We start from the raw sequence: 24082 nt of genomic DNA on the forward strand, positions 1-24082 counted from the left end.
TGTCGGAGCCGCACTTGCCTTCGCCGCACTTGCCTTCTTCGGCCTTGTCGGAGCCGCACTTGCCTTCGCCGCACTTGCCTTCTTCGGCCTTGTCGGAGCCACACTTGCCTTCGCCGCACTTGCCCTCTTCGCCCTTGTGGTCGCTGGCGGAAAGCAGGTAACCCTGCGCCAGGGAATCCATGGCGAAGGCGGAGGTGGAAAGGGCCATCGAACCGAGCAGCGCGGCGCTGGCGGCGAGGACGACGGGTTTCAGGGTTTTCTTGGACATGGTGTGGCTCCCTCTTGGGTTGCTTGCAGTGATGCGGGTGGGCCCGCGGGTTTAATCCTGAAGGTATTCGCGCGCCAGTGCACGTGCCCGGTGCAGGCGCGCCTTGGTGGCTTCGCGGGTAAGGGCCAGGGTGTCGGCCAGTTCGCCGATGGTCAGGCCCTGCACGTCGCGCAGCAGGATGATTTCGCGATAGTGCGGCGGCAGCGATTCCAGCGCCGCGGCCAGGTCGCGCGCCAGGCCGGCCGGCGCCTGCACGCAGGGGCCGGCGATGTCCTCGGTGATCTCTTCCTGGCGCAGCGCCCGCCAGCCGCGTTTCATGCGGTTGCACTCGCGCTTGACGATGCGGAACAGCCACGACGTGAAGGACTCGAGCTGGCGCAGGTCGGCGAGTTTGCGCGAGGCGGTGAACAGCGATTCCTGCACGGCGTCCTCGACGTCGTTCACCACGCAGTGGTGCTCGGCGTAGCGGCGAAGGTCCTGGCGCGAGCGCGTCAGCACCCGTTCCAGGGCCAGGCAGTCGCCGGCGCGGGCCGCCTGCAGGTCCTCCTGCCAGGGCGACGCGGCTGCGGGGGGCGGTGGGCTGGGGCACATTGCTGTGGTCATACCCCTGAAGTGGCTGGCCGCAGGTGAAAGGGTGCGCGGCGAGTTCGATCTGTTCAGGCAGCGTTTAGTTTACCGGCGGCGGGGCGGTACGGTCGTGCCGGGGCAGGGCCAGGGAAACCAGGGCGGCCACCAGTACGAAGGCCGCCGAGATGGCCAGGCAGGCCGCCAGGCCCCAGGCCTGGTAAACCGCGCCCGACAGCACCGTGCCCAGAAGGCGGCCGCCGGCATTGGCCATGTAATAGAAGCCCACGTCCAGGGAAACGCCGTCCTCGCGGGCATAGCTGACGATCAGATAGCTGTGCAGGGCGGAGTTGAGCGCGAAAAGCACGCCGAAGGCCAGCAGGCCGGCCACCAGCACCGTCTGCGCCGGCCAGCCGGCCCACAGGGCGGCCGCCATGCCCGCGGCCAGGGCGGCCAGGGGCAGGGCCCAGCCGAAGGCGGCGCGGCCGTCGGGCACCGGCCCCCGGCGCAGGCCGGTGATGGCCGGGGCCATGGCCTGCACGCCGCCATAGCCGATGATCCACAGCGCCATGAAACCGCCGACCTGGGCATGCGGCCAGCCCAGCGCCTCGGCCAGGAACACCGGCAGCGCCACCACGAACCAGACGTCGCGCGCCCCGAACAGGAACAGCCGCGCCGCCGACAGCCGGTTGATGGCCGGGCTCTTGGACAGCAGTTCGCGGAACTTCGGCTTGGCCTTGGCGCGTCCCAGGTCGGCCTGCAGGAAGATCAGGCTGCCCACCCACACCAGTGCCAGCGCCGCCGCCATGGCCAGCACCGCGCCGGCAAAACCCAGCCAGGCCAGCAGCAGCGCGCCCAGGAAAAAGCCCACGCCCTTGAGCGCATTCTTCGAGCCGGTCAGCAGCGCCACCCAGCGATACAGGCGCGCCTGCTGGTCGCCGGGCACCAGCAGCTTGATGCTGCCCTTGGCGCTCATCTTGTTCAGGTCCTTGGCGATGCCGCTGAAGGCCTGGGCCGCCATCACCCAGGGCACGGTCAGCATGGCCGCGGGCACGGCCAGCATCGCCAGCGCGCCAACCTGCAGCACCAGGCCCAGGTTCATCGTGCGGTTCAGGCCCAGGCGCGCGCCCAGCCAGCCGCCGACCAGGTTGGTGACCACGCCGAAGATTTCGTAGAACACGAACAGCATCGCCACCTGCAGCGGCGAATAACCCAGCTGGTGGAAATGCAGCACCACCAGCATGCGCAGCGCGCCGTCGGTGAGGGTGAAGGCCCAGTAGTTGGCCGTCACCAGCAGGTACTGGCGCACCTGCGCATTCATCCGGCGGCGCCGACCTTGCGGGCCAGTTCGACGGTGCGGTTGGCGTAGCCCCATTCGTTGTCGTACCAGGCGAAGATCTTCACCTGGGTGCCGGCCACGACCATCGTGAACGGGCCATCGACGATGCTGCTGCGCGGGTCGGTGCGGTAATCAATCGACACCAGCGGGCGCGTCTCGAAGCCCAGGATGTCCTTGAGCGGGCCCTCGGCGGTGGCCTTGAGCAGCGCGTTGACTTCTTCGACCGTGGTTTCGCGCTTCACCTCGAAAACCGCGTCGGTCAGCGACGCGTTCGCCAGCGGCACGCGCACGGCGTGGCCGTTCAGGCGCCCCTCGAGCTCCGGGAAGATCTCGGTGATCGCCGTGGCCGAACCCGTCGTGGTGGGGATCAGGCTCATGCCGCAGGCGCGGGCGCGGCGCAGGTCCTTGTGCGGTTGGTCGAGGATGGACTGGGTGTTGGTGAGGTCGTGCACGGTGGTGATGCTGCCGTGGCGAATGCCCAGGCCTTCGTGGATGACCTTGACGATGGGCGCCAGGCAGTTGGTGGTGCACGAAGCCGCGGTGACGATGCGATGCACGGCCGGGTCGTACAGGTGGTCGTTGACGCCCATCACCACGTTCAGCACGCCGGCTTCTTTCACCGGCGCGGTCACGACCACGCGCTTCACGCCTTGGTCGAGATAGGCCTGCAGGGCGGCAGTGGTCTTCATCTTGCCGCTGGCTTCGATCACCACGTCGCAGCCCGACCAGTCGGTGTCGGCGATGGCCTTGTTGCGGGTGATGGCGATGCGCTGGCCGTCGATGAGCATGGCGTCGCCGTCGGCCGTGGCTTCGTGCGACCAGCGGCCGTGCACTGAGTCGAAGTTCAGCAGGTGGGCGAGGGTGGCGGCGTCACCGGCCGGGTCGTTGACCTGCACGAACTGCACGTCTTTCCAGCCGAAGGCGGCGCGGAGGGCGAGGCGGCCGATGCGGCCGAAGCCGTTGATGCCGATCTTGAGGGTCATGGGCAGCTTTTCCTGGGGGCGGGGGCGCAGCGGGAGGCATCGCCGCCGCAGCAGTTTTCGGTGAGGTAGGCGACCAGGTCCTGCACGGTGTCCAGGTCGGCCCGGTAGCGGATGAAGCGACCCTGCGGCTCGGGCACGATCAGGCCGGCCTGCTGCAATGCCTTCAGGTGAAAGGAAAGCGTGGTCGCAGGAATGTCCAGGTGCTCGGCGATCTCGCCGGCGAAGGCGCCTTCCGGCGCGCGTTCCACCAGCCAGCGGTGGATCGCCAGCCGGTGCGGCTGGGCCAGGGCGGACAGGGCGGCGAGGGCATCTGGCGTTTTCATTGTTCCAGAATAATGAAATAGTGTGACAGCGCCAAGACGGCGGCAGAATCGGCAGCAGACGGATGAATTTCACTGGAGCCATTGCCATCGCGACCGTCCCCAAACCGCCGGGAGTGCGCGGCTGATGGGGGCCGGGCATGGCCACGGGCATGACGCCCCCGACGTACTGGCCCGGCCCGGGCGCGCGTTCGCGATTGGTATTGCCCTCAACCTGGCCTTCGTCGCCATCGAAGCCTGGTATGGCTGGAAGTCCGGCTCGCTGGCGCTGCTTGCCGACGCCGCCCACAACCTCAGCGACGTCGGTGGCCTTCTGTTGGCCTGGGGCGGCATGGTCGCGGCGGGGCTGAAGGCCGACGAGCGCTATACCTATGGCTGGCGGCGCGCCACCATCATTGCCAGCTTCGCCAACGCGGTGATCCTGCTCGTCGCCATGGGCTCTCTGGCCTGGGAGGCGGTCAGCCGCATCGGGGAGCCTGCGCCGGTGGCTGGCGCGACGGTGATGGTCGTCGCAGCGGTGGGTGTGCTGATCAATTTCGCCACGGCCTGGCTGTTCGTGCGGGGGCGCGAGGACCTCAACATCCAGGGCGCCTTCCTGCACATGCTCGCCGACGGCCTGGTTTCGGCCGGCGTGGTGGTGTCGGGCGCGCTGATGCTGTGGCTGGGCTGGAACTGGCTGGATCCGCTGGTCAGCCTGGGCATCGCCGCCATCGTGGTGGTGGGTACCTGGTCGCTGTTCCGCAAATCGCTGCACCTTCTTTTCGACGGCGTGCCCGACGGGATAAGCCTGCCGGCCATCCGCGTTTCGCTGGAAGCCATCGAAGGCGTCGCGGCGGTGCACCACGTGCACGTCTGGGCCCTGGGCACCTCCGAGAACGCGCTGACGGCGCACCTGGTGCTCGCCGACGGCGCCGACGCAGACCACGTACTCGCCGAAGCCCACCATCACCTCGCGCACGAGCACGGCATTAAACACGCCACCCTGCAGGTCGAGTCGCCGGCTTATGCCCGAGGCTGCGCCGGCGACGGCTAGACTGCCCGCGCATGCCTTCCGGCATCTTCACCACCTTCCTGCGCCTGGGCCTGACCTCGTTCGGGGGACCGATCGCGCACCTGGGCTATTTCCGGGAAGAGTTCGTCGTGCGCCGGGCCTGGCTGTCGGAGGCCGGTTTCGCCCAGTTGCTGGCCATCGCCCAGGCGCTGCCGGGGCCGGCCAGCAGCCAGCTGGGTTTCGCGGTGGGTCTGCTGCGCGGTGGCTGGGCCGGCGGCCTTCTGGCCTTCATCGGTTTCACGCTGCCGTCGGCGCTGCTGCTGTTCGGGCTGGCCTTGCTGGCGCCGCGGCTTGAAGGGCCCACGGCGTTCGCGGTCCTGCATGGCCTGAAACTGGTGGCGGTGGTCGTGGTGGCGCATGGGCTGGCCGGCATGATCCGCAGCCTGGTGCCGGACCTTTCGCGCGCGCTGCTGGCCGGGCTTGCGTTGGTGGTGATGCTGGCCGGCGGCCCGGCCTGGCGGCAGCTGGCGATGATCGCGGCGGGCGGTCTGCTCGGTCTCTGGCTTTGCCGCGGCGTACCGCGGCTGCCCGCGGAAGAGCTCGCCGTCGGTCACGGCCGGCGAATTGCCTGGATGCTGCTCGCGCTGTTCGGCGTCGGCCTGGTGCTGGCATTGCTGGTCGCCGACGGACCCGCGTCCCTGGCTTCCCTCGCGGCTGCGTTCTACGAAGCCGGTGCGCTGGTGTTCGGCGGCGGCCACGTGGTGCTGCCGCTGCTGGAACAGTCCACCGTGGCCACGGACTGGATCGGCGGGCAGGACTTCCTGGCCGGCTACGGGGCGGCGCAGGCCGTGCCCGGGCCGATGTTTTCTCTGGCGGCCTACCTGGGCGCGCTGGTGCCGACCGGGCAGTTGCCGGCGGCTGGCGCTGCGGTCGCGCTGCTGGCGATCTTCCTGCCGGGATTGCTGCTGATGGCCGCGCTGCTGCCGCTGTGGTCGCGGCTGGCCCGGCAGTCCTGGGCGCCGCCCGTCATCGCCGGCATCAATGCCGCGGTGGTGGGACTGCTGGCCGCGGCCTTCCTGGGCGTCGTGCTGCCTGCGGGTGTGCACGGCGGCGGCGACGCCGCCGTCGCACTGATCGGGCTTGCCTTGCTGGCTTCCGGACGCGTGAACGTGCTGTGGGTGGTGGCCACGGTCGTGGCCACCACCGTCGTGCTTCAGGCCTCTTCGGCTTCCTTGTAGGCGTCCACGGGGATGCAGGCGCACATCACGTTCTTGTCGCCGTAGACGTTGTCCACGCGCGCCACCGGCGGCCAGTACTTCTGCTGGCGCAGGCTGGCCAGCGGGAAGGCGGCCAGTTCACGCGGGTAGGCGTGGGTCCACTCACTGGCCGTCACCGCGGTGGCGGTGTGCGGCGCGTTGCGCAGCGGGTTGTCCTCGCGGTCGAGCTTGCCTTCCTCGACGGCGCGGATTTCGTCGCGGATCTGGATCATCGCGTCGATGAAACGGTCGAGTTCGTGCAGCGATTCGCTTTCAGTCGGCTCCACCATCAGCGTGCCGGCGACCGGGAAGCTGAGCGTCGGCGCATGGAAGCCGAAATCGATCAGGCGCTTGGCCACGTCCTCGGCGCTGATGCCGGTGCTGTCCTTGAGCGGGCGCAGGTCCAGGATGCACTCGTGCGCCACCAGGCCGTTGCGGCCGGTGTAGAGCGTCTTGTAATGCGGCGCCAGGCGGCGGGCGATGTAGTTGGCGTTGAGCAGGGCGACCTGCGTGGCCTTGCGCAGCCCTTCGGCACCCATCAGCGTGATGTACATCCAGCTGATCGGCAGGATCGAGGCGCTGCCGAACGTGGCGGCGCTGACCATGCCGACGTCGCCGCGGCCGCCCAGGGCCTTGGGCAGGAAGGGCGCCAGGTGCGCCTTCACCGCGCAGGGGCCGACGCCCGGGCCGCCGCCGCCGTGCGGGATGCAGAAGGTCTTGTGCAGGTTGAGGTGGCTGACGTCCGAGCCCCACTTGCCGGGCTTGGCCAGGCCGACCAGGGCGTTCATGTTGGCGCCGTCGGTATAAACCTGGCCGCCGTGCTGGTGCACGACTTCGCAGATCTCGACCACGTCTTCCTCGAACACGCCGTGCGTGGACGGGTAGGTGATCATCAGCGCCGCCAGGCGGTCCGAATATTTCTCGGCGTTGCGACGGATGTCGGCGAGGTCGACGTTGCCGTTGGCATCGCACTTGGTCACCACCACGGTCATGCCGCACATCTGCGCCGAAGCCGGGTTGGTGCCGTGAGCGGATTCCGGAATGAGGCAGATGTCGCGCTCGGGCTGGCCGTTGGCGCGGTGATAGCCGCGGATCGCCAGCAGCCCGGCGTATTCGCCCTGGGCGCCGGAGTTGGGCTGCAGGCTGACGGCGTCGTAGCCGGTGCACTCGACCAGCATCGCTTCAAGCGTGTCCACCAGCTCGCGGTAGCCGCCGGTCTGGTCGGCCGGCGCCAGCGGATGGATGTTGGCGAACTCCGGCCAGGTCACCGGGATCATTTCCGCGGTGCCGTTGAGCTTCATCGTGCAGCTGCCCAGCGGGATCATGGTGCGATCCATCGCCAGGTCCTTGTCGGCCAGCGAACGCATGTAGCGCAGCAGCTCGTGTTCGCTGTGGTGGGTGTTGAACACCGGGTGCTGCATGAAATCGGACTCGCGGCGCAGCGGTGCCGGCAACGCGTCGGCAGTGCTGGCGTCGAGTTCATCGATGTCGTCGATGCGGGCGCCGAAGAGCTTGGCCAGCGCCAGCACATCGGCGCGGGTGCTGGTTTCGTCCAGGCTGATCGCCAGGCTGCGGCCGTCGATGCGGCGCAGGTTGATGCGCGCGGCGGCGGCGCGGGCGTGCACCGCATCGGCATCAACGCCGGTGACGTGCAGGGTGTCGAAGAAGCCGGTGCCCACTTCCACATCAGCCTTGCGCAGCGCCGTCGCCAGCAGCGCCGCCAGGCGGTGGGTGCGGGTGGCGATGCGGCGGATGCCCTCGGGGCCGTGGTAGACGGCGTACATGGACGCCATCACCGCCAGCAGCACCTGGGCGGTGCAGATGTTGGACGTGGCCTTCTCGCGGCGGATGTGCTGTTCGCGGGTCTGCAGCGTCAGGCGGTAGGCGGCCTTGCCTTCGGCGTCGATGGATACACCGATCAGGCGGCCCGGCATCGAGCGCTTGAAGGCGTCGCGGCAGGCCATGAAGGCCGCGTGCGGACCGCCGAAGCCGAAGGGCACGCCAAAACGCTGGGTATTGCCGACCACGATGTCGGCGCCCCATTCGCCCGGCGGGGTCAGAAGGGCGAGCGCGAGCAGGTCGGTCGCCACGCAGACCAGGCCGCCGCGCGCGTGCACGGCTTCGGCCAGGGCGCGGTAGTCGTTGGCGTGGCCGTAGGTGTCGGGGTACTGCAGCAGCACGCCGAAGGCTTCGATGCCGGCCAGGTCGGCGTCGGCGGCGACGGCCAGTTCGATGCCCATCGGTTCGGCGCGGGTGCGCAGCACTTCCAGGGTCTGCGGGTGCACGCCGCTGGACACCGCGAAGACGTTCGACTTGGACTTGCCCGAACGCTTGGCCAGGGTCATGGCTTCGGCGGCGGCGGTGGCTTCGTCGAGCAGGGAGGCGTTGGCGATCTCCATGCCGGTGAGGTCGGCGCACATGGTCTGGAAGTTGATCAGCGCTTCCATGCGGCCCTGGGAGATCTCGGCCTGGTAGGGCGTGTAGGCGGTGTACCAGGCGGGGTTTTCCAGGATGTTGCGCAGGATCACGTTCGGCGTGTGGGTGCCGTAATAACCCTGGCCGATGAAGCTGCGGAAGACCTGGTTGCGGCTGGCGACGGCGCGGATCTTGGCGATCGCCTCGACTTCGGAAATCGCTTCGGGAAGCGCCAGCGGCGCCGCCGACTTGATGCTTCCGGGCACGATGGCGTCGGTCAGCGATTCAAGCGAATCGTGGCCGATGGTGCGCAGCATGTGCGCGATCTCGGCGTCGTTGGGGCCGATGTGGCGTTCGAGGAAGGCGTCGTGGTGCTCGAGCTGGCGCAGGCTGTCGCGATTCATGGTCGATCCGGACGAGGGAAGGGTCCGTGCATGCCGCACGGGGCGCCCCTCTGTCCTTTTGCCTGAGAGTTTTGGCCGGCATCTGCATGCGGCCATGCCCCTTCGGCGCCGGCTGGTTCCGGTCTCTCCAGAGTCGCTCGCGCGGTTGCGGTTCCGGGTCCTGAGCGATTACGGGCGTTACGCCTTCGGCGCTGGCCATGGCCAGCCTCTCCCGCTCCGCGCATCGAGCCCGGCCATTCTACCCGATGGCGGTGAAGCAGGGGTCAGGGTCCGGCCCCGGTTCTTGGATACCGGGGGCTTGACGCGGGGCGGGGCAGGGGAATATGGTTGGCACACGCAACTAAATGGCCACACCCCATGGCAGGCACCGTCAACAGCAAGCTGATGCAAGACGCCCGCAGCCTCCAGGCCGCCGTGGCCGAGCTGGTCCGGATCTACCAGGTCCGCGACCGCGACCGCATCTGCTGCCACGACATTTCGGTCACCCAGTGCCATGCCCTGGAAGTGCTGGTGACGCGCGGCCCGATGCGCGCCCAGGCCATGGCCGAGGCCCTGAGGCTGGACAAGAGCACCGTCACCCGCGTGGTCGACGCCCTGGTGCGCAAGGCCTACGTCGAACGCCTGCCCGACCCCGACGACGCCCGGGCCCAGTCGCTGCGCATCACGCCGGCGGGCCGCGCCCTGTTCAAGCGCATCGACGACGAGATGGTGCAGCAGCAGGCGGCCCTGCTGGGCGACCTGGCCCCCGAGATCCGGGCCGGCGCCACCGAACTGATCCAGCGCCTGGCCAGGGCCGCCGAACAGCGATTTGTCCCGGGAGCCTGCGCCCCGTCCACCTGTGCCCCGGGCGAAGCCGGCCCGGGCTGCGGCTGAGTTTTTTTGCCCAAATAGTTGTTCCTACCAATTAAATCCCGGCCCGGGAGTCCAGAGGAGATCGTCATGAACACCCCGCTTCCCGTTGTCATCATCGGCGCCGGCCCGGTCGGCCTGGCCGCCGCCGCCCACCTGCTTTCGCGCGGCCTCGAGCCGCTGCTGCTCGAAGCCGGCGATTCGGTCGGCGCCGGCATGCAGCGCTGGGCGCACGTGCGCATGTTTTCGCCCTGGGAGTTCACCATCGACAGCCAGGCCCTTGGCCTGTTGGCCGCCAGGGGCTGGGAGCAGCCGGACCTGGCTGCGTTCCCGACCGGCGGCGAGGTGGTCGAACGCTACCTGCGGCCCCTGGCTGCCACCCCGGAGATAGCGCCGCGGCTGCGCCTGCGTGCCCGCGTGCTGGGCGTCGCCCGCCACCGGCGTGACCTGATGAAGGACGCCGGCCGCGGCACACAGCCCTACGTCGTGCAATACCGGGACGCCAACGGGGAGCACGAGGTGCTTGCCCAGGGCGTGATCGACGCCTCGGGCACCATCGAGAATCCCAACTTCCTTGGCGCTTCCGGCCTGCCCGCCCTGGGTGAACGCGCATTGAGCAATCAGATTGCCTACGGCATTCCCGACGTGCTCGGGGAACAGCGCGATCGTTATGCCGGCAAGCGCTTGCTGGTGGTGGGCAGCGGCCATTCTGCCTTCAACGTGCTCAAGGACCTGGCGCGCCTGTCCAGGCAGTCGCCGGGCATGCACGTGCACTGGGCGCTGCGGCGCAGCTCCCTGGCGCGCGTTCTCGGCGGTGGCGACAACGACCAGCTCAAGGAGCGCGGCAGGCTCGGCCAGGACATCGCCCGCCTCGTGGAGGAGGGCTCGCTGACGGTGCACACCGGCATCGAGATCGACGCGCTTGAAAACACAGCCTCGGGCATCGTCGTACGCGCCGGCGAACAAAGACTGCCTGCCGTGGACGAGATCGTCGCGGCAACCGGCTTCCGCCCGGACCTGTCGCTGCTGTCGGAGGTGCGGCTGTCGGTGCACGCTGGCACGCAAAGCCCGACCGCGCTGGCCCCGCTGATCGACCCGAACCAGCACAGCTGCGGCAGCGTGCGCCCGCACGGCGCCGAAGAACTGCGTCACCCCGTCGTCGGCATGAAGAGCTACGGCCGCGCGCCGACCTTCCTGCTGCTGACCGGTTACGAACAGGTGCGCTCGGTGGCCGCCGCCCTGGCGGGCGACTGGGAGGCCGCACGCCGGGTCGAACTGGTGCTTCCGGAAACCGGCGTCTGCATCACCCAGTTTGCCGACGAGCCCGCTGCTGCCGGTAAGCCCGAAAAGGCCGCCGGAGGCTGCTGCGGTGGTCCGCCGGCCAAAGACAACTCGGCCTGCTGCGTCGCCGACGAGGACGCGAAGGCAGAAGGCAACACGGGCTGTGGCTGCGGATCTGCGAAGCCGGCTGCCCTGGCAAACAAGGTGCCCGTCAAAGCCACCGCGGGTTGCTGCGGCTGAGGCTCCGGCGATGTCGCGACGCGGCGGTGCGGCAGTGTGGTGGCTGGGTCTCGCGCAGTGCGTGGCCTGGGGCGTGCTGTATTACGGCTTCCCCGTCTGGCAGCTGCCGATGCAGGCGAAGTTCGGGTTGTCGATGGCCTGGGTGGCGGCGGCGTACTCCGCCGCCCTGCTGGTGGCTGCCCTGGTGGCCCCGCGGGTCGGGCGGGGCTTCGACCGCGGCCACGGCGCGGCGCTGTTCCGGGTCGGGCTGTTGGCGGGGGTGTGTGGCTTGTTGGTGCTCGCCGTTTTCCGGCAGCCGGCGGCCTTGTTCCTGGGCTGGCTGGGAATCGGCATGGGCATGGCGCTCACGCTTTATGAAACGGCTTTCGCCCTCGTGCACCGGGCGATTTCCGACCCGGGGCTGCGGCTTCGCGGACTGGCGGCGGTTACGGTGATGGGAGGGCTGGCGAGCACGGTCTTCCTGCCGTTGCTCGGCAACCTGGTCGAACACGCCGACCTGCGAACCTCGTTGCTGGCCGGCGCCGTGGCCGTGCTGACGGCCGGCTGGCTGGTGGAGCGCAAGGTGCTGCCGGGCCTGCCTGCCGTGCCGGAACACCTGGCCCCACCCTCGTCGAACCACCCACGTCCGCGGGGTTCGATCGCCGCACTGGCGACGGTATTCACTTCGGGCACCGTGGCCGGCATGGCCCTGATCACGCTGTTCGTACCGCTGCTTGTTTCCCGCGGCATCGAACTGGCACAGGCGGCCCTGGTGCTGGCGGCTTTCGGCCTGGCGCAGCTGCCGGGAAGGATGTGGCTTCTGCGCGGCGGTCGCCTGCCTTCGATCACCGTGCTCACCGTCTGGCCGATGCTGATGCAGGCCGCGGGGCTCGCTGCCGCGGCTTTCGCCAAATCAATGGCCGTCGCCGGCCTGGGCGTGGCCTTGTTCGGGCTGGGTGCCGGCCTGCACACCCTGGCCAGGCCTTGGCTGGTGCAGCTGCGCTTCGGCGCGGATGCCGGCCATCGCAACGGCCAGGTGGCCCTGAGCCAGGGTATCGGTCGCGCCCTGACACCGGTTGCGGCGGCGCTGGCGGGCGTCCTGGTGGACCCGCGGTGGATCCTGCTGGCGCTTGCCGTCGTCCTGCTTTCCCTGCTGCCGCTAGCGCTTCGCCTGTCGGCGCAGGCGGTCGTCCATGACGGCGGTGACCAGGGCGCCGCAGAAGAACACCAGCGCGGCGTAGAAGATCCACACCAGCAGCAGCACCAGGGTTCCGAAGGAACCATAGGCGCTGCCCGGTGCTGCCTCGGACAGGTACAGGCCGATGGCCCAGCGGCCCAGGACGAACAGCCCGGCCGTGATCGCGCCGCCGATGATGGCGCGCTGCCACGGCACCGGGCGGTCGGGCAGGAAACGGTAGAGCAGGGCGAAAACCACCACATACATCAGCAGCGTGACCGCATTGCCCAGCAGCGGCAGCAATGACGGCGCGTGTGCCAGCACCACCTGCAATGCCGTGGTCAGCAGCATGGAAACCAGCAGCAGGAAACCCAGGGCGAAGACCACGCCGAAGGAAAAAACCCGCTTGCGCAGCCAGGGCATCAGCCCGCGCGGCAGGTTGGTGGCGTCGGTGCTGAAGATGCGGTTGAGCGTGGCCTGCAGGCGTGCGAACACGGCAGTGGCGGCAACGAACAGCAGCAGCGTGCTCCACCAGCCGGCGAGTGAACCGATGTCGGGGCGGTCCTGGGCGTTTTCGACGACGGTGCGCGCCACCTCGCGGGCATTGTCGCCCGCAATGGCGCCGATCTGCTCCATCAGCGCGGCCTGCGCCGGCGGGTACAGGGAGGCGGTGAGCCACAGCACCAGCACCAGCAGCGGCGCCAGCGACAGCATCGTGTAGAAGGAAAGCGAGGCGGCGTGGGTCAGCAGGTCGATTTCAACGAATCGCCGCATCGCTTCGGCCGGCAGGCTGTCGCGCAGGGGAGACAGCCGGGACGCGAGGTCCTCGCGCAGGTTCCGCCAGCGGCGCCGGACCGCGGCGCCCGGGGATTGCGTTGGTTCTGGGCTCATGCCCGCCATTATGGCGGGCTTGGCGCCACGGGTCGCGCCTTACTGGCCGGACGTTACCTGGCTGGTCAGGTCGCCCTTCTCGCGATCGCCCTCCGGCAGTTCGCCGTGCACCAGGAACCAGGTGTTCTCGGCGATGTTGGTGGCGTGGTCGCCGATGCGCTCGATGTTCTTGGCGATGAACAGCAGGTGGGTGCAGGCGGTGATCTGGCGCGGGTCTTCGGCCATGTAGGTCAGCAGCTCGCGGAACAGGCCGGTGTATTCGGCGTCGATTTCCACGTCGCGGCCGCGCACGGCAAGGGCGCGGTCGGCGTCGCGCTCGCGGTAGGCTTCCAGCGATTCGGTGACCAGGGCGTTGGCCAGCTTGGCCAGGGCCGGCAGGCCGCGGGCGGCCGAAACCGGCGCGGTCTGGTTGAGCACCATGCTGCGCTTGGCGACGTTGGCGGCGTAGTCGCCGATGCGCTCGATGTCCGACGAAATGCGCAGCGCGGCGTAGACCTCGCGCAGGTCGCGCGCCATCGGCTGGCGCAGGGCCAGTAGGCGCAGCACGTCGTGGCTGACTTCGTGTTCGAGCGTGTCGATGGCCTCGTCGTTGGCCACCACGCGCATCGCGGCCTGGGTGTCGCGGCGCTGCAGCACGTCGATGGCGGCGTCGAGCTGGGCGACGGCGATCTGGCCCATACGGATGATTTCGCCGTCGAGGCGCTTGAGCTCGTCGTCGTAGCTTTTGACGATGTGGTCGTGGGTATGGGGCATGGTGGAATTCCTCAGCCGAATCGGCCGGTAATATAGTCTTCGGTCTGCTGCTTGGTGGGCTTGGTGAAGATGGTCGTGGTCGGGCCGTGCTCGACCAGCTCGCCCAGGTACATGAAGGCGGTGAAGTCGGAACAGCGCGCCGCCTGCTGCATGTTATGCGTGACGATCAGGATGGTGAACTGCTGCTTGAGCTCGGCGAAGAGCTGCTCGATCTTGCCGGTGGCGATGGGGTCGAGCGCCGAGGTCGGTTCGTCGAACAGGATGACCTGCGGCTTCAGGGCCACCGCGCGCGCGATGCACAGGCGCTGCTGCTGGCCGCCGGACAGGCCCAGGGCGCTCTGCTTGAGCTTGTCCTTGACTTCGTCCCACAGCGCCGCCTGGCGCAGGGCTTCCTCGACGCGGTCGGCCATGTCGGACTTCGAAAGCTTTTCGTAGTGGCCGATGCCGTAGGCGATGTTGTCCTGGATGGTCATCGGGAACGGCACCGGCTTCTGGAACACCATGCCGATCTTGCTGCGCAGCTTGTTGAGCGGGTACTTCGGGTCCAGCACGTCTTCGCCGTCAAGCAGTACCTGGCCGCTGGCACGCTGGCCCGGGTAGATCGAGTAGATGCGGTTGAACACGCGCAGCAGCGTCGACTTGCCGCAGCCGGAGGGGCCGATCAGCGCCGATACCTTGTTCTTCGGGATATCGAGGTTGATGTCCTTGAGCGCGGCGAAGTCACCGTAGTGGAAGGCCAGGTCACGCGCGGCCAGCTTCACTTCCAGCGGCGAATCGTCGGTGGCCGCGTTCGGGACGGCGGTGGCGAAGGTGATCGGGGCGTTAGTCATGGTGGGTCTTCTTGCGCAGCAGGATGGCGCGTGCGACCAGCGAAACGGCCAGCACGAACAGGGTGATCAGGAAGGCGCCGGCCCAGGCCAGCTGGTTCCAGTACTCGAAGGGACTCATGGCGAACTGGAAGATGGTGACCGGCAGGTTGGGCATCGCGCCCGACATGTCGGTGCTCCAGTACTGGTTGTTGAAGGCGGTGAACAGCAGCGGCGCGGTTTCGCCGGCGATGCGCGCCAGGGCCAGCAGCACGCCGGTGATGATGCCCGGCAGCGCGGCGCGGTAGAGGATCTGCGTGGTCACCTTCCACTGCGGGATGCCCAGGGACAGCGCCGCCTCGCGCATCTGGCTTGGTACCAGGCGCAGCATCTCGTCGGTCGTGCGCACCACCACCGGCAGCACGATGAAGGCCATGGCGATCGAGCCGGCGTAGCCGGAGAAGCTGCCGGTCGTGCGCACCACGACGGTATAGATGAACAGGCCGAGCACGATCGACGGCGCCGACAGCAGGATGTCGTTGACGAAGCGGATGACCTCGCCGATCTTCCGGGCCCGGGCGTATTCGGACAGGTAGGTGCCGGCGGCGATGCCGACCGGCGCGCCCATCGCCACGGCCAGCGAGCTGAGCATCAGCGAGCCGACGATGGCGTTCTTCAGGCCGCCGGTGTCCTGCCCGGGCGGCGGCGTCATCTCGGTGAACAGCTGCAGGCTCATCGCGTCGATGCCCTTGCTGATCGTGACCCACAGGATCCAGACCAGCCAGAACAGGCCGAACACGGTCGCAGCGGCCGACAGCACCATGGCCGTGGCGTTCACCAGGCGGCGGCGGAAGTACATTCGTTGGGCGAGCGCGGTCATCAGTTGCCCTCCCGCTTGGCCAGGCGCATCAACATCAGCTTGGCGATGGCCAGCACCACGAAGGTGACGATGAACAGCACGAAGCCCAGGGCCAGCAGGGCCGACTGGTACATCGGCGTGGTGGCTTCGGCGAACTCGTTGGCGATGGAGGCGGCGATGGAGTTGCCCGGCATCAGCAGCGAGGCATTGATGTGGTGCGAGTTGCCGAGCACGAAGGTGACGGCCATGGTCTCGCCCAGGGCACGGCCCATGCCCAGGAAGATGCCGCCGATCACCGCCGAGCGGGTGTAGGGCAGAACGATGTCCCAGACCACTTCGAAGGTGGTCGAACCCAGCGCGTAGGCCGATTCCTTGAGGCGATTGGGCACGGTGTTGAAGACGTCGCGCATCACCGAGGAAATGAAGGGGATGATCATGATCGCCAGCACGATGCCGGCGGTCAGCATGCCGATGCCCAGCGGCGGTCCGCGGAAGAGCACGCCGAGGAAGGGCAGGGCGCCCATGTTCTCGTCGACCCAGGGATAGACATTGTTGGAAAGGAAGGGCGCCAGGACGAACAGGCCCCACATGCCGTAGATGATCGACGGGATGCCGGCCAGCAGTTCGATGGCGGTTCCCAGCGGCTGGCGGATCCAGGACGGAGCCACCTCGGTGAGGAAAAGCGCGATGCCGAAGCTGACAGGGACCGCGATGATCATCGCGATGATGGTGCTGACGATGGTGCCGTAGATCGCGACCAGGGCGCCGTATTCCTCGGTGACCGGGTTCCATGCGGTCGAGGTCAGGAAGCCCGGGCCGAACTCCATGAAGGCCTCGCGGCCGCCCCAGAGCATCGACAGGGCAGCCAGGCCCAGCGCGGCCAGCACGAACCAGCCGGCCAGCGTGACGAGGTTCCGGAACGCCCAGTCGCCGAAGGCATCGGCGCGGTGCGAGCGGTCAACGGGGTTCGGGGCGGAAGCGGTGTGCATGCGCGGCGCTCTTGTGGTGGTGCCTGCGTGTTGAACCCGGCCCGCGCGCCGGGTGGCGCGCGGGCCGTGTCAGCGGATGACGCTTACTTGAAGTTCGCGGCCCAGTAGGCTTCGATCTGCTCGACAAGGGCATCCGGCAGCGGCACGTAGCCGAGCTGGGTGGCCGACTCGTCGCCGTTCTCGTAGACCCAGTCGAAGAACTCGCGGGCGGCCTTGTTGCCTTCGGCGTTCTTCGGACGCTTGGACATCAGGATGAAGTTGGTCGCGGCGATCGGCCAGGCCTCGTCGCCCGGGGCATTGGTCACCACCAGGTAGAAGTCCTTGGCCTGGCCCCACTCGGCGCTGGCCGCGGCGGCCTGGATCGACTCGTTGGAGGCCTCGACGAACTTGCCGTTGGCGTTCTTCAATGTCGCGTAGGCGACCTTGTTGGTCAGAGCGTAGGACAGCTCGATGTAGCCGATGGCGCCCTTGATCTGCTTCACGTAGGCGGTCACGCCCTCGTTGCCCTTGCCGCCCACGCCGGTCGGCCAGCGCACGGAGGTGCCTTCACCGACCTTGGTCTGCCACTCCGGCGACACCTTGGACAGGTAGTTGACGAAGTTGAAGGTGGTGCCCGAACCGTCCGAACGGTGCACGACGGTGATGCGCAGGTCCGGCAGGGCCACGCCCGGGTTGAGGCCGGCGATGGCCGGGTCGTTCCACTTGCTGATCTTGCCCAGGTAGATGTTGGCCAGGGTGGCGCCGTCGAGCTTGAGGCCGTTGGCGGCGATGCCCGGCACGTTGAAGGCCGGCACGATACCGCCCATCACGGACGGGAACTGGGCCAGGTTGGAAGCGGCCAGGTCATCGGGCTTGAGCGGGGCGTCCGAGGAACCGAAGTCAACGGTGTTGGCCTTGATCTGGGCAATGCCGCCGCCCGAGCCGATGGACTGGTAGTTGACGCGGTGGCCGGTGGCTTCGTTGTAGTCGGCCGACCAGCGGGACATGGTGGGGAACACGAACGAGGCGCCGGCGCCGGTGATCTCGGCGGCCTGGGCGGAGGTGCCCAGCACGGCGGCAACGGCCAGGACGGCGATGCGGGACTTGGTCTTGAGCGAGCTAAACACGGTCAACTCCTTGGGTATCCGGGGTAGGGCGGGCAGTGCCTCGCCCTTGGGTGTCAATGATTTATGACGAATGTGACAGCGGGGTTACATGGTCATGCGGGCGGCCCCCGGGCGGGGACCGCCGTTCAGCTTCACCAGAAGAAGGAAGCGCGGGCCTCGAGGATGTTCGGGTCGTCCTGGATGCCGCGGCGGTCGGATTCGACCATCACGTAGTTCACCGAGAACTTGAAGTTCGAGCGCAGGTACCAGTTGACGCCGGCGGTCAGGCTGTTCATTTCTCCGCCCAACACGCTGCCATCGTCCAGGTTGATGGCGTCATAACGCAGGCCCAGCTGCCACATGCCCGAGGCCGGGGAATCGGCGCGCGAGGTGGTGATGACGCCGTTCTTGTAGCCCCAGGTCTCGCCGGTGACGTTCCACATGCCCGACAGGTACCAGGCGTCGCCGGTGAAGTCGCCGCCGGTGCCGTAACGATCGACATTGCTGGTGAAATATTCACCCTGCACCTTGACCGGGCCGTTGACCCAGGCCATTTCCGCGCCAAGGGTGTTCTGGCGGTCGGTGTCGCGCAGGCTGCCCGTGTCGACCAGGCGCACGGTGGCCAGGTCGGCCTGCGGGCGGGCGCGCAGGCGCAGGGTGTCGGCGTCGGTGTCCAGGTCCACGTAGGACAGGCCCAGGTGCAGCAGCTGGCCGTCGGCGTTGACCGGGGTGAAATAACCCCGCAGGCCGAAACCGGGGCCCATGGCGCCGTCGGTCAGCTCGCGGCCGAACACGCTGCCGGTCAGGCCCCAGTTGTCGCCGGCGGTGCCCAGCTGGACGCCCAGGCGGCGCGCCACGGCGAAGGTGTTGGTGGCGGTCGCCTTGGAGATGAAGTCGTTGTTCTTGGTGCTCGACAGCTCTTCCATGCTGTTGGGCTGCTTGAACTGGCCCACGGTCAGCGTGGTGGCGCCATTGAACTTGTAGGCGACGTTGGTATCGAGGAACTTGTCGGCCTTGGCGTCATAGCCAACGACCCAGCTCCACATGCCCGGGCCCTTGCCCTTGACCACGAGCTCGGCGCGGCGCAGTTCGAACTCGCTGTCCTTGCCGTTCGTGCCGTTGCCGTTGAGGTCGGCGACGTCGTTGTCGAACCAGTTGCCGTCGGCCTGGACCAGGCCTTCGAAGGTGACCTCGGAGCCGCCGATCACGTCGATCGTGACTTCGGCCAGGGCCGGGGTCGAGAGGGCCAGCAGCAGGCTGGTGAAAAGCAGGTTGCGGGAATGTTTCATGGTGGCGGGGCCTCGGCGGGAATCAGGGCCGGCGGACCACCCGCCGGATGCAGCGCAAGTTAGGGCCTGGCCGTGACGACTTTGTTACAAAAAGTCAGTTTCTTGTCGGCGGGGTGTCGCTGGCATGGCTGAAAAGTTTCAGTCCGGGACCGTATGGCGGCCCGGGACGGGGCAAGCGTCGCGAAACCGTCGCGCCGCGGTAACATCGGGCCCCGACAGTATTTTCCAACGCCCCGGGAGCCCCCATGACCACGCTGGACCTGCCTGCGCCGCTGCGCCAATGGATCATCGAACAGGCCCAGGCGGGCCGCGAACCGATGGACGTGGTCGATGCCATGGTCGTTGAAGGCTGGCAGCAGGAAAAGGCCGTCGATGCCGTGCAGGAGGTATTGCACGCGCTGCTGGTCGAGCACGCCCGCGCCAACGGCCTGCCCGAACCCACCGCGGTGCCCGAGCCGATGGAGCGCGGCGGCCCGCATTTCCTCGACGGCGGTGACCGCCGCGTGCCGGTGCTGGCCAACCTCAAACACCCGCGCGTGGTCGTGCTTGGCAGCGTGCTTTCCGACGAGGAATGCGACGGCCTGATCGCGCTGGCGCGCCAGCGCCTGACCCGCTCGGAAACCTTCCTGCTCGACGAAGGCGTGAGCCAGGTGCACGAAGGCCGCACCAGCGAAGGCATGTTCTTCACGCGTGGCGAAAACGAACTGGTGCGGCGCATCGAGGCGCGGTTGGCGACGCTGTGCGCCTGGCCGCTGGAATACGGCGAGGGCCTGCAGATCCTGCGTTACGGCCCCGGCGCCCAGTACAAGCCGCATTTCGATTATTTCGATCCGGCCAAGTCCGGCACCGCCGGCATCCTGGCCAACGGCGGCCAGCGCGTGGCGTCGGTGGTGATGTACCTCAACACGCCCGAGGCCGGCGGCGAAACCACCTTTCCCGACGTGCGTTTCGACGTGGCGCCGATCAAGGGCAATGCGGTCTTCTTCAGCTACGACCGTCCGCACGAAATGACCGGCACCCGCCACGGCGGCGCGCCGGTGCTGGCGGGCGAGAAGTGGGTCGCCACCAAGTGGATGCGGCTGGGCGAGTTCGTCTAGAAGTCCAGCTCGGCGGCCACGCCGCCTTCGCCTGACTGCAGCCGGGCCGCAATCGGCGGCTGGCCGGCGAGGCGCTGCTGTTCAATCCACGCGAAGAGCAGGTCCGGCGCGGCCGGCGCCAGGACGACGCGCACCTGGCCAGAGGCCTGCACATTCGCAGACTCGACCTCCAGACCCAGCGCGCTGGCACTGTCGGCCAGGGTCTGCGCAGCAGCCGGTGCGGAAGCGGCAGGCATCGAGGCGATGTCGGCCACGATGCGCTGCACCTGGGCGTGTTCGGCGATCGCCAGCTGGTGGCGCGCCTGCGCGGCTTCCGCCCAGCGCGACAGCGGCAGGGCCAGGCCATAGGCGTAGACGAAGGCGGCGATCGCGGCGGCCATCAGGCCCAGCATCGCGCGTTCGCGCGGGCTGAAGGCGAGCCAGCGCTGGTGCAACGTGTCGAAGCGGGCAATCAAGGCGGTCATGGCAGTTCACTCAGCAGCAGGGTGGTGACGGCCCGTTCGCCGGCGGGCTCGGTGCCGGTTTGCGCCAGCGCCACGCCGTGGTCGGCCAGGGTTTGCGCCAGGTCGACGGGCAGGCCGTCGGGGTCGTGCAGCCAGCGCACTTCGAGCACGCCGTCGGACTGGAGCTCAATCGCCTGCAGCTGCGAACCGGGCACCTGCGACTGGGCAGCCAGCAGCGCCGTGACCAACTGGCCGAAACGATCCGGGGCCTGGCGTTGGGCCAGCGCGGCGCGGGCACGGGCCAGCGGGCGGCCCGGGCCGGCGGCGTCGGGCGCGACGGTCTGCAGCTGGCTGTCGGCCTCGGCCTGGATCCGGGCCGCGGCCAGGTCGTGGCGCAGGGCCTGGGCGGTCCAGACCAGCAGTGGCGACAGCACCACCGCGGCCGCCAGGGCCAGCAGGCGGCGCGCGGGCACAGGCCTGGCCGCGCCCTTGCTCGCGTTCGCCTTCGCGGCAAGGTCGGGCACGCTGGCTTCAAGGGCGCCACCCAACAGAACGGCCGCTGCGTCCGTGCCGACGCGTTCGACCATCCGGCCCGCCAGCAGGTGCGTGGCCAGTCCGGGTTCGGCGGCGAAGGCCTGGTCGGCAGTGCGCACCAGCAAGGTGCCGGCGGGGCTTTCGACCACCACGACGGCTTGCTGATCCGCGGGTGCGGGAAGCAGCAGGCAGTCCGGCACGATCCGGTCGGGGGTGAAGCCGCAGGCCGCCGCCCGGGCCAGCCAGGCCTGGCGCAGTTCAGGCGCGAAGCCGACGACCCAGCGTGAACCGTCGGCCGCCGCGTCGCCGACCACCCAGTCCAGCGATTCGCGCGGCACGGCCAGCTGGCCATCCAGTGCGTGCCACGCTGCGGCCCGCGCCTGCGCCGGGCTGGCGAAACCGGCGCCCACCCGGCGCAGCACCAGCGACTGTGCCGGCACGGCCAGCACGCGCCGGCAGGCTTCGCCGGGCTGCGACGGATGCGCCAGGGGCTGGCCGCGGGCATCGGCGAACAGGTCGCGCGCCGCGCCGTCGGCGGGCAGGAGCATCAGGTGCAGGGCGGGTTTCATTCGGTGGGTGTCCAGCGGCGGGCGAGGGTGCGGATGCGCCCTGCGTCATCGATTTCCAGCAGGCTGCTCAGCACCACCTCGGCATCGAGGTGGCGCACGCGCGCCTGCAGGGCGAAATAGCGGCTGCGCAGGCTGGCCTGGGCGAGCGCGCTGTCGTCGGGGAAGGCCCGGGCCATTTCCGGCAGGGTCCAGAATCCGGCCACGTCGCGCCAGCCGCCGGGCGGGCGGCGCCGGATCACCTGGCGCGCCGTGGCGACATCGAGGCGGCCTTCGGTGAGCGCGACCAGCTGCAGGGCATCGTCGGCCTGCAGCAGGTTGAGATTCACCGGGCTCGGCGCCGTCGTCGGCAGGGCGCACACGTGCGGCCGCAGTTTTGCGTACAGCGCGGCGTCGAAACCCAGCACGGCGCGCAGTTCGCTGGTTTCGGCCAGCAGGGTGGCGGCGCTGCGGTAGGGCTCGGCCGAGGCGAGGTAGCTGGCGTCTTCGGCGCCGCGGGGTCCGGGCTGGTTGTCGCTGTCGATCCAGTCGGCCAGGTTGTCCGCCAGCGAGCCGGCGCGGCCCGGAGGCACTTCCAGGGCTTCGAGCAGGGCGCGGAACTGGCGCAGGCCGGACTCACGCCGCTGCAGCATTTCGCCGGCGCCTTCGACGACGCTGTTGAGGTTGAAGCAGCGGGTCTGGTCCGACAGCGTGACCTGCATCAGGCCATGGTCGAGCGGGAATACGTGGGTGCGGCCATTCCAGTCGCCGTCGGGCGGCGTGCGCAGCGGATCGCGGCGCCATAGCGCCTTCAGCTGCGTGCCGGCCAGGTCCTCGGCGCCCAGCGCATACCACTGCGCCTGCGACTGCGAAGCGGCGTTGAAGGCGCGGCGCTGGCCGAAGCGGATGTCGTCGAGCACCAGCACCAGCAGCACCGACATCACCGCCACCAGCAGCAGCACGGTCAGCAGCGCCACGCCTTTTTGCCGGGCACGCCCGCTCATGGCTGCTGCCCGGCGATCAGGAAAACCTGGCGCAGTTCGCCGAAACCTTCGACCTGCATGCGCACTTCCACGGCGTCGGGCACGGCGGCGTGGCCACCTGGCCAGGCCGGGCTCCACTGGCCGCGGTGGCGGTAGGCCAGGCGCAGTCCGCTGACGCCGTCGAGCACCACCTGGGCCGGCCCGGGCGCGGCGCCGTCGAGGGCGGGTGTAACCAGGCGCTCGAGCCGGTCGTCGACAAGACGCCAGACGACACGCTGCATCGAAGCGCGCGCAAGCTGGTCCGGGTTTTCCCAGCCGCGCCGGGTGAACGCCAGCAGCGGGTCGCCCACGCCTTCCGGGGCACCGAAAAACGCGCTGCGTGCGGCCTCGCCGCGGCCGTCGCGGACGCGCCGCGGCGCCGCCTGCGACAGGTCCTCGCGAAGCAGGGCGTGCGTGCGCTGCAGCTCGCCCAGGCGCTGCAGCCGGTCCGACACGCCGCTGCGGTTGTCCACGGTGAAGGCCATCACCGCCACGCCGGCCGTGGCCAGCAGGCTGAACACGAACAGCGAGACCAGCATCTCGACCAGGGTGAAACCCTTGCCGCGCGGCACACGCTTCATGGCGCACCCCGGAAGACCTGGGTCGCCACCACGATGCGCTGTTCGTCGGGCGCATGCACCTGGATGTCGATGCGCTGCAGGCCGGCCACGGGCGTGGTGGCGATGCTTCGCCGCCAGCGCCACTCGCGGTCGCCGGCGATTTCGCTGCCTTCGGGCGCACTGGCCAGCGCGCCGGCGTCGAGCAGCAGCGATTCGGCGGCGACGGTGTCGGCGACGATGCCGGCCAGCACCTGTTCTTCGACGATCACCGCGCTGCGCGCGTTCTGCCCGGACAGGTGCAGCAGCGCCAGCACGGCCAGGCTGAAGACCGCCAGGGCCACCAGCATTTCCAGCAGGCTGAAGCCGGCCTCAGCGCGCCGCATGAACCTGCACCTCGCCGGAAGGCAACAGCGCCACGCGCAGCGTTTTGTCCGCGCCGCGCAGCACGACGTCGGCGGGAACGTTGGCGCCGGTGGCGTCGAATTCAAAACGCGCGACCTGGTCGCGGCCGCGGAAGTCCGCCTGCACGCCGTCGGGGAAACGGCGTTCGTGCAGCGGCGCTTCGGCCAGGACCTGCCAGCCGTCCCAGCCGCGCCGTTCGAAGCGGTAGCCGCCGGCGTCCACGCGCACGGCGATGGCGCGGTTGCCGAGCACGGCCTCCTCGCGCGCGCGCTGCAGGTGCGCCGTCAGCTGGTCGGCCTGGTCGCCCAGGCGTGCGCCGGCGCCGGGCACCGTCAGCATCACGGCGGCGCCGAGCAGGCCGAGCACGGTCACCACGACCAGCAGCTCGACCAGGCTGAAGCCGCGCTCAGTGCCAGTTGCCGATGTCCGCGCCATCACCTTCGCCTCCCGCGGCGCCGTCGGCACCGAAGGAATACACGTCGAACCGGCCGTTGCGGCCCGGGAACGCGTACTGGTAGGGGTTGCCCCAGGGGTCGTCCGGCAGGCGCCGGATGTAGCCGCCGGGCCGGTAGCGTTCGGGCCGGGCCAGGCTGGCGGGCGGTTTGAGCAGCGCCTGCAGGCCGTCGTCGGTGCGCGGATAGGCCAGGTTTTCCAGGCGGTAGTTGTCCAGCGCCTGCTCGAGCAGGGCGACGTCGGCGCGGGCTTTTTCCACCATCGCCCGGTCCTGGCTGGGCAGCACGT

The 24082-nt window shown here is 69.1% G+C and carries 24 protein-coding genes, 1 pseudogene and 1 riboswitch; of the genes and pseudogenes, 5 read left to right on the plus strand and 20 right to left on the minus strand.

Annotated features, from left to right (window positions below):
- The 5 genes from AACZ35_RS03105 to AACZ35_RS03125 form a co-directional block, all read right to left on the minus strand.
- The coding region (locus AACZ35_RS03105) for a hypothetical protein (RefSeq protein WP_339825968.1) at positions 1-268 on the minus strand (268 nt) is incomplete at its 3' end.
- Between the two features lie 51 nt (positions 269-319).
- A complete protein-coding gene (locus tag AACZ35_RS03110; protein ID WP_339825970.1) occupies positions 320-859 on the minus strand; it encodes an RNA polymerase sigma factor in 540 nt (179 codons plus the stop codon).
- 76 nt (positions 860-935) lie between these two features.
- Positions 936-2153 (minus strand): organoarsenical effux MFS transporter ArsJ, encoded by a 1218-nt coding sequence (gene arsJ, locus AACZ35_RS03115; protein ID WP_339825973.1) that lies wholly within the window; start codon positions 2151-2153, stop codon positions 936-938.
- Positions 2150-3154, minus strand: coding sequence for an ArsJ-associated glyceraldehyde-3-phosphate dehydrogenase (locus AACZ35_RS03120; RefSeq protein WP_339825976.1), 1005 nt, complete (start codon positions 3152-3154; stop codon positions 2150-2152). The genes arsJ and AACZ35_RS03120 overlap by 4 nt, the downstream gene beginning before the upstream one ends.
- Positions 3151-3477, minus strand: a complete 327-nt coding sequence (locus AACZ35_RS03125) for a metalloregulator ArsR/SmtB family transcription factor (RefSeq protein WP_339825979.1) — start codon at positions 3475-3477, stop codon at positions 3151-3153. The genes AACZ35_RS03120 and AACZ35_RS03125 overlap by 4 nt, the downstream gene beginning before the upstream one ends.
- Positions 3478-3601: 124 nt before the next feature.
- On the opposite strand from AACZ35_RS03125, the gene AACZ35_RS03130 reads away from it, so the two are divergent.
- Both AACZ35_RS03130 and chrA read left to right on the plus strand, forming a co-directional pair.
- The gene (locus AACZ35_RS03130) at positions 3602-4507 is read left to right on the plus strand and encodes a cation diffusion facilitator family transporter (RefSeq protein WP_339825982.1); all 906 of its coding nucleotides are present in this window, start codon (positions 3602-3604) and stop codon (positions 4505-4507) included.
- An 11-nt stretch (positions 4508-4518) separates the two neighbouring features.
- Entirely contained in the window at positions 4519-5703 is a 1185-nt protein-coding gene (gene chrA, locus AACZ35_RS03135; RefSeq protein WP_339825985.1) for a chromate efflux transporter, read from the plus strand.
- On the opposite strand, the gene gcvP is transcribed toward chrA, so the two are convergent.
- The gene (gene gcvP, locus AACZ35_RS03140; protein WP_339825988.1) at positions 5679-8540 is read right to left on the minus strand and encodes an aminomethyl-transferring glycine dehydrogenase; all 2862 of its coding nucleotides are present in this window, start codon (positions 8538-8540) and stop codon (positions 5679-5681) included. The two genes, chrA and gcvP, sit on opposite strands and share 25 nt — an antisense overlap.
- Before the next feature lie 40 nt (positions 8541-8580).
- A riboswitch (glycine riboswitch) is annotated at positions 8581-8681 on the minus strand.
- 216 nt (positions 8682-8897) lie between these two features.
- Between gcvP and AACZ35_RS03145 the strand changes: the two genes are divergently transcribed.
- Both AACZ35_RS03145 and AACZ35_RS03150 read left to right on the plus strand, forming a co-directional pair.
- Positions 8898-9413 carry a MarR family transcriptional regulator gene (locus tag AACZ35_RS03145; protein WP_339825991.1) on the plus strand — a complete coding sequence of 172 codons (516 nt, stop codon included), beginning with the start codon at positions 8898-8900 and terminating at the stop codon, positions 9411-9413.
- A gap of 66 nt (positions 9414-9479) precedes the next feature.
- On the plus strand, positions 9480-10910 hold the full coding sequence (locus AACZ35_RS03150) for an FAD-dependent oxidoreductase (protein ID WP_339825993.1): 1431 nt from the start codon (positions 9480-9482) through the stop codon (positions 10908-10910).
- A gap of 1138 nt (positions 10911-12048) precedes the next feature.
- Here AACZ35_RS03150 and AACZ35_RS03155 read toward each other — a convergent pair.
- The 7 genes and pseudogenes from AACZ35_RS03155 to AACZ35_RS03185 all read right to left on the minus strand — a co-directional run bounded on the left by AACZ35_RS03155 (position 12049) and on the right by AACZ35_RS03185 (position 18738).
- Positions 12049-12957 carry a YihY/virulence factor BrkB family protein gene (locus tag AACZ35_RS03155; protein WP_339825995.1) on the minus strand — a complete coding sequence of 303 codons (909 nt, stop codon included), beginning with the start codon at positions 12955-12957 and terminating at the stop codon, positions 12049-12051.
- Positions 12958-12996: 39 nt separating this feature from the next.
- The gene (gene phoU, locus AACZ35_RS03160; RefSeq protein ID WP_339825998.1) at positions 12997-13710 is read right to left on the minus strand and encodes a phosphate signaling complex protein PhoU; all 714 of its coding nucleotides are present in this window, start codon (positions 13708-13710) and stop codon (positions 12997-12999) included.
- An 11-nt stretch (positions 13711-13721) separates the two neighbouring features.
- Positions 13722-14540 carry a phosphate ABC transporter ATP-binding protein PstB gene (gene pstB / locus AACZ35_RS03165; RefSeq protein ID WP_339826001.1) on the minus strand — a complete coding sequence of 273 codons (819 nt, stop codon included), beginning with the start codon at positions 14538-14540 and terminating at the stop codon, positions 13722-13724.
- Entirely contained in the window at positions 14533-15396 is an 864-nt protein-coding gene (pstA, locus tag AACZ35_RS03170; protein WP_339826004.1) for a phosphate ABC transporter permease PstA, read from the minus strand. Before pstA ends, pstB begins: the two co-directional genes overlap by 8 nt.
- Positions 15396-16295, minus strand: a pseudogene (pstC, locus tag AACZ35_RS03175) (phosphate ABC transporter permease subunit PstC); the annotation flags it as partial. The gene pstA and the pseudogene pstC, both read right to left, overlap by 1 nt.
- Positions 16296-16447: 152 nt before the next feature.
- The gene (gene pstS, locus AACZ35_RS03180) at positions 16448-17470 is read right to left on the minus strand and encodes a phosphate ABC transporter substrate-binding protein PstS (RefSeq protein ID WP_339826007.1); all 1023 of its coding nucleotides are present in this window, start codon (positions 17468-17470) and stop codon (positions 16448-16450) included.
- A 131-nt stretch (positions 17471-17601) separates the two neighbouring features.
- Positions 17602-18738 carry an OprO/OprP family phosphate-selective porin gene (locus tag AACZ35_RS03185; protein ID WP_339826010.1) on the minus strand — a complete coding sequence of 379 codons (1137 nt, stop codon included), beginning with the start codon at positions 18736-18738 and terminating at the stop codon, positions 17602-17604.
- A 245-nt stretch (positions 18739-18983) separates the two neighbouring features.
- Here AACZ35_RS03185 and AACZ35_RS03190 point away from each other — a divergent pair, with 245 nt between their 5' ends.
- The gene (locus AACZ35_RS03190) at positions 18984-19835 is read left to right on the plus strand and encodes a 2OG-Fe(II) oxygenase (protein WP_339826012.1); all 852 of its coding nucleotides are present in this window, start codon (positions 18984-18986) and stop codon (positions 19833-19835) included.
- Here AACZ35_RS03190 and gspM read toward each other — a convergent pair.
- The 7 genes from gspM to gspG form a co-directional block, all read right to left on the minus strand.
- A complete protein-coding gene (gene gspM, locus AACZ35_RS03195; protein WP_339826015.1) occupies positions 19832-20299 on the minus strand; it encodes a type II secretion system protein GspM in 468 nt (155 codons plus the stop codon). The genes AACZ35_RS03190 and gspM overlap by 4 nt on opposite strands.
- A complete protein-coding gene (gene gspL / locus AACZ35_RS03200) occupies positions 20296-21381 on the minus strand; it encodes a type II secretion system protein GspL (protein WP_339826018.1) in 1086 nt (361 codons plus the stop codon). Before gspL ends, gspM begins: the two co-directional genes overlap by 4 nt.
- Positions 21378-22361: a type II secretion system minor pseudopilin GspK gene (gspK, locus tag AACZ35_RS03205; RefSeq protein WP_339826020.1), complete on the minus strand. Its 984-nt coding sequence runs from the start codon at positions 22359-22361 to the stop codon at positions 21378-21380. Before gspK ends, gspL begins: the two co-directional genes overlap by 4 nt.
- Positions 22358-22960: a type II secretion system minor pseudopilin GspJ gene (gene gspJ, locus AACZ35_RS03210; RefSeq protein WP_339826023.1), complete on the minus strand. Its 603-nt coding sequence runs from the start codon at positions 22958-22960 to the stop codon at positions 22358-22360. Before gspJ ends, gspK begins: the two co-directional genes overlap by 4 nt.
- Complete coding sequence (gene gspI, locus AACZ35_RS03215) at positions 22957-23322, minus strand: type II secretion system minor pseudopilin GspI (RefSeq protein ID WP_339826025.1); 366 nt, start codon at positions 23320-23322, stop codon at positions 22957-22959. The genes gspJ and gspI overlap by 4 nt, the downstream gene beginning before the upstream one ends.
- Positions 23309-23776 carry a GspH/FimT family pseudopilin gene (locus AACZ35_RS03220; protein WP_339826027.1) on the minus strand — a complete coding sequence of 156 codons (468 nt, stop codon included), beginning with the start codon at positions 23774-23776 and terminating at the stop codon, positions 23309-23311. The genes gspI and AACZ35_RS03220 overlap by 14 nt, the downstream gene beginning before the upstream one ends.
- Positions 23748-24082, minus strand: a 335-nt coding sequence (gspG, locus tag AACZ35_RS03225) for a type II secretion system major pseudopilin GspG (protein ID WP_339826030.1), incomplete at its 5' end; no start/stop codon positions are given. The genes AACZ35_RS03220 and gspG, both read right to left, overlap by 29 nt.

The organism is uncultured Arenimonas sp. (assembly GCF_963976025.1).
In the GTDB taxonomy this organism is placed as follows: Bacteria; Pseudomonadota; Gammaproteobacteria; order Xanthomonadales; family Xanthomonadaceae; genus Arenimonas.

What these genes read in the sequence shown, in the direction of transcription:
- gspK (WP_339826020.1), bottom strand. Translation starts at nt 22,361, where the DNA reads ATGAGCGGGCGTGCCCGGCAAAAAGGCGTGGCGCTGCTGACCGTGCTG.
- phoU (WP_339825998.1), bottom strand. Translation starts at nt 13,710, where the DNA reads ATGCCCCATACCCACGACCACATCGTCAAAAGCTACGACGACGAGCTC.
- AACZ35_RS03185 (WP_339826010.1), bottom strand. Translation starts at nt 18,738, where the DNA reads ATGAAACATTCCCGCAACCTGCTTTTCACCAGCCTGCTGCTGGCCCTC.
- arsJ (WP_339825973.1), bottom strand. Translation starts at nt 2,153, where the DNA reads ATGAATGCGCAGGTGCGCCAGTACCTGCTGGTGACGGCCAACTACTGG.
- gcvP (WP_339825988.1), bottom strand. Translation starts at nt 8,540, where the DNA reads ATGAATCGCGACAGCCTGCGCCAGCTCGAGCACCACGACGCCTTCCTC.
- AACZ35_RS03120 (WP_339825976.1), bottom strand. Translation starts at nt 3,154, where the DNA reads ATGACCCTCAAGATCGGCATCAACGGCTTCGGCCGCATCGGCCGCCTC.
- AACZ35_RS03220 (WP_339826027.1), bottom strand. Translation starts at nt 23,776, where the DNA reads ATGGCGCGGACATCGGCAACTGGCACTGAGCGCGGCTTCAGCCTGGTC.
- AACZ35_RS03150 (WP_339825993.1), top strand. Translation starts at nt 9,480, where the DNA reads ATGAACACCCCGCTTCCCGTTGTCATCATCGGCGCCGGCCCGGTCGGC.
- gspI (WP_339826025.1), bottom strand. Translation starts at nt 23,322, where the DNA reads ATGCGGCGCGCTGAGGCCGGCTTCAGCCTGCTGGAAATGCTGGTGGCC.
- gspL (WP_339826018.1), bottom strand. Translation starts at nt 21,381, where the DNA reads ATGAAACCCGCCCTGCACCTGATGCTCCTGCCCGCCGACGGCGCGGCG.
- pstA (WP_339826004.1), bottom strand. Translation starts at nt 15,396, where the DNA reads ATGACCGCGCTCGCCCAACGAATGTACTTCCGCCGCCGCCTGGTGAAC.
- chrA (WP_339825985.1), top strand. Translation starts at nt 4,519, where the DNA reads ATGCCTTCCGGCATCTTCACCACCTTCCTGCGCCTGGGCCTGACCTCG.
- AACZ35_RS03110 (WP_339825970.1), bottom strand. Translation starts at nt 859, where the DNA reads ATGTGCCCCAGCCCACCGCCCCCCGCAGCCGCGTCGCCCTGGCAGGAG.
- gspM (WP_339826015.1), bottom strand. Translation starts at nt 20,299, where the DNA reads ATGACCGCCTTGATTGCCCGCTTCGACACGTTGCACCAGCGCTGGCTC.
- AACZ35_RS03145 (WP_339825991.1), top strand. Translation starts at nt 8,898, where the DNA reads ATGGCAGGCACCGTCAACAGCAAGCTGATGCAAGACGCCCGCAGCCTC.
- pstB (WP_339826001.1), bottom strand. Translation starts at nt 14,540, where the DNA reads ATGACTAACGCCCCGATCACCTTCGCCACCGCCGTCCCGAACGCGGCC.
- AACZ35_RS03155 (WP_339825995.1), bottom strand. Translation starts at nt 12,957, where the DNA reads ATGAGCCCAGAACCAACGCAATCCCCGGGCGCCGCGGTCCGGCGCCGC.
- gspJ (WP_339826023.1), bottom strand. Translation starts at nt 22,960, where the DNA reads ATGAAGCGTGTGCCGCGCGGCAAGGGTTTCACCCTGGTCGAGATGCTG.
- AACZ35_RS03125 (WP_339825979.1), bottom strand. Translation starts at nt 3,477, where the DNA reads ATGAAAACGCCAGATGCCCTCGCCGCCCTGTCCGCCCTGGCCCAGCCG.
- AACZ35_RS03130 (WP_339825982.1), top strand. Translation starts at nt 3,602, where the DNA reads ATGGGGGCCGGGCATGGCCACGGGCATGACGCCCCCGACGTACTGGCC.
- AACZ35_RS03190 (WP_339826012.1), top strand. Translation starts at nt 18,984, where the DNA reads ATGACCACGCTGGACCTGCCTGCGCCGCTGCGCCAATGGATCATCGAA.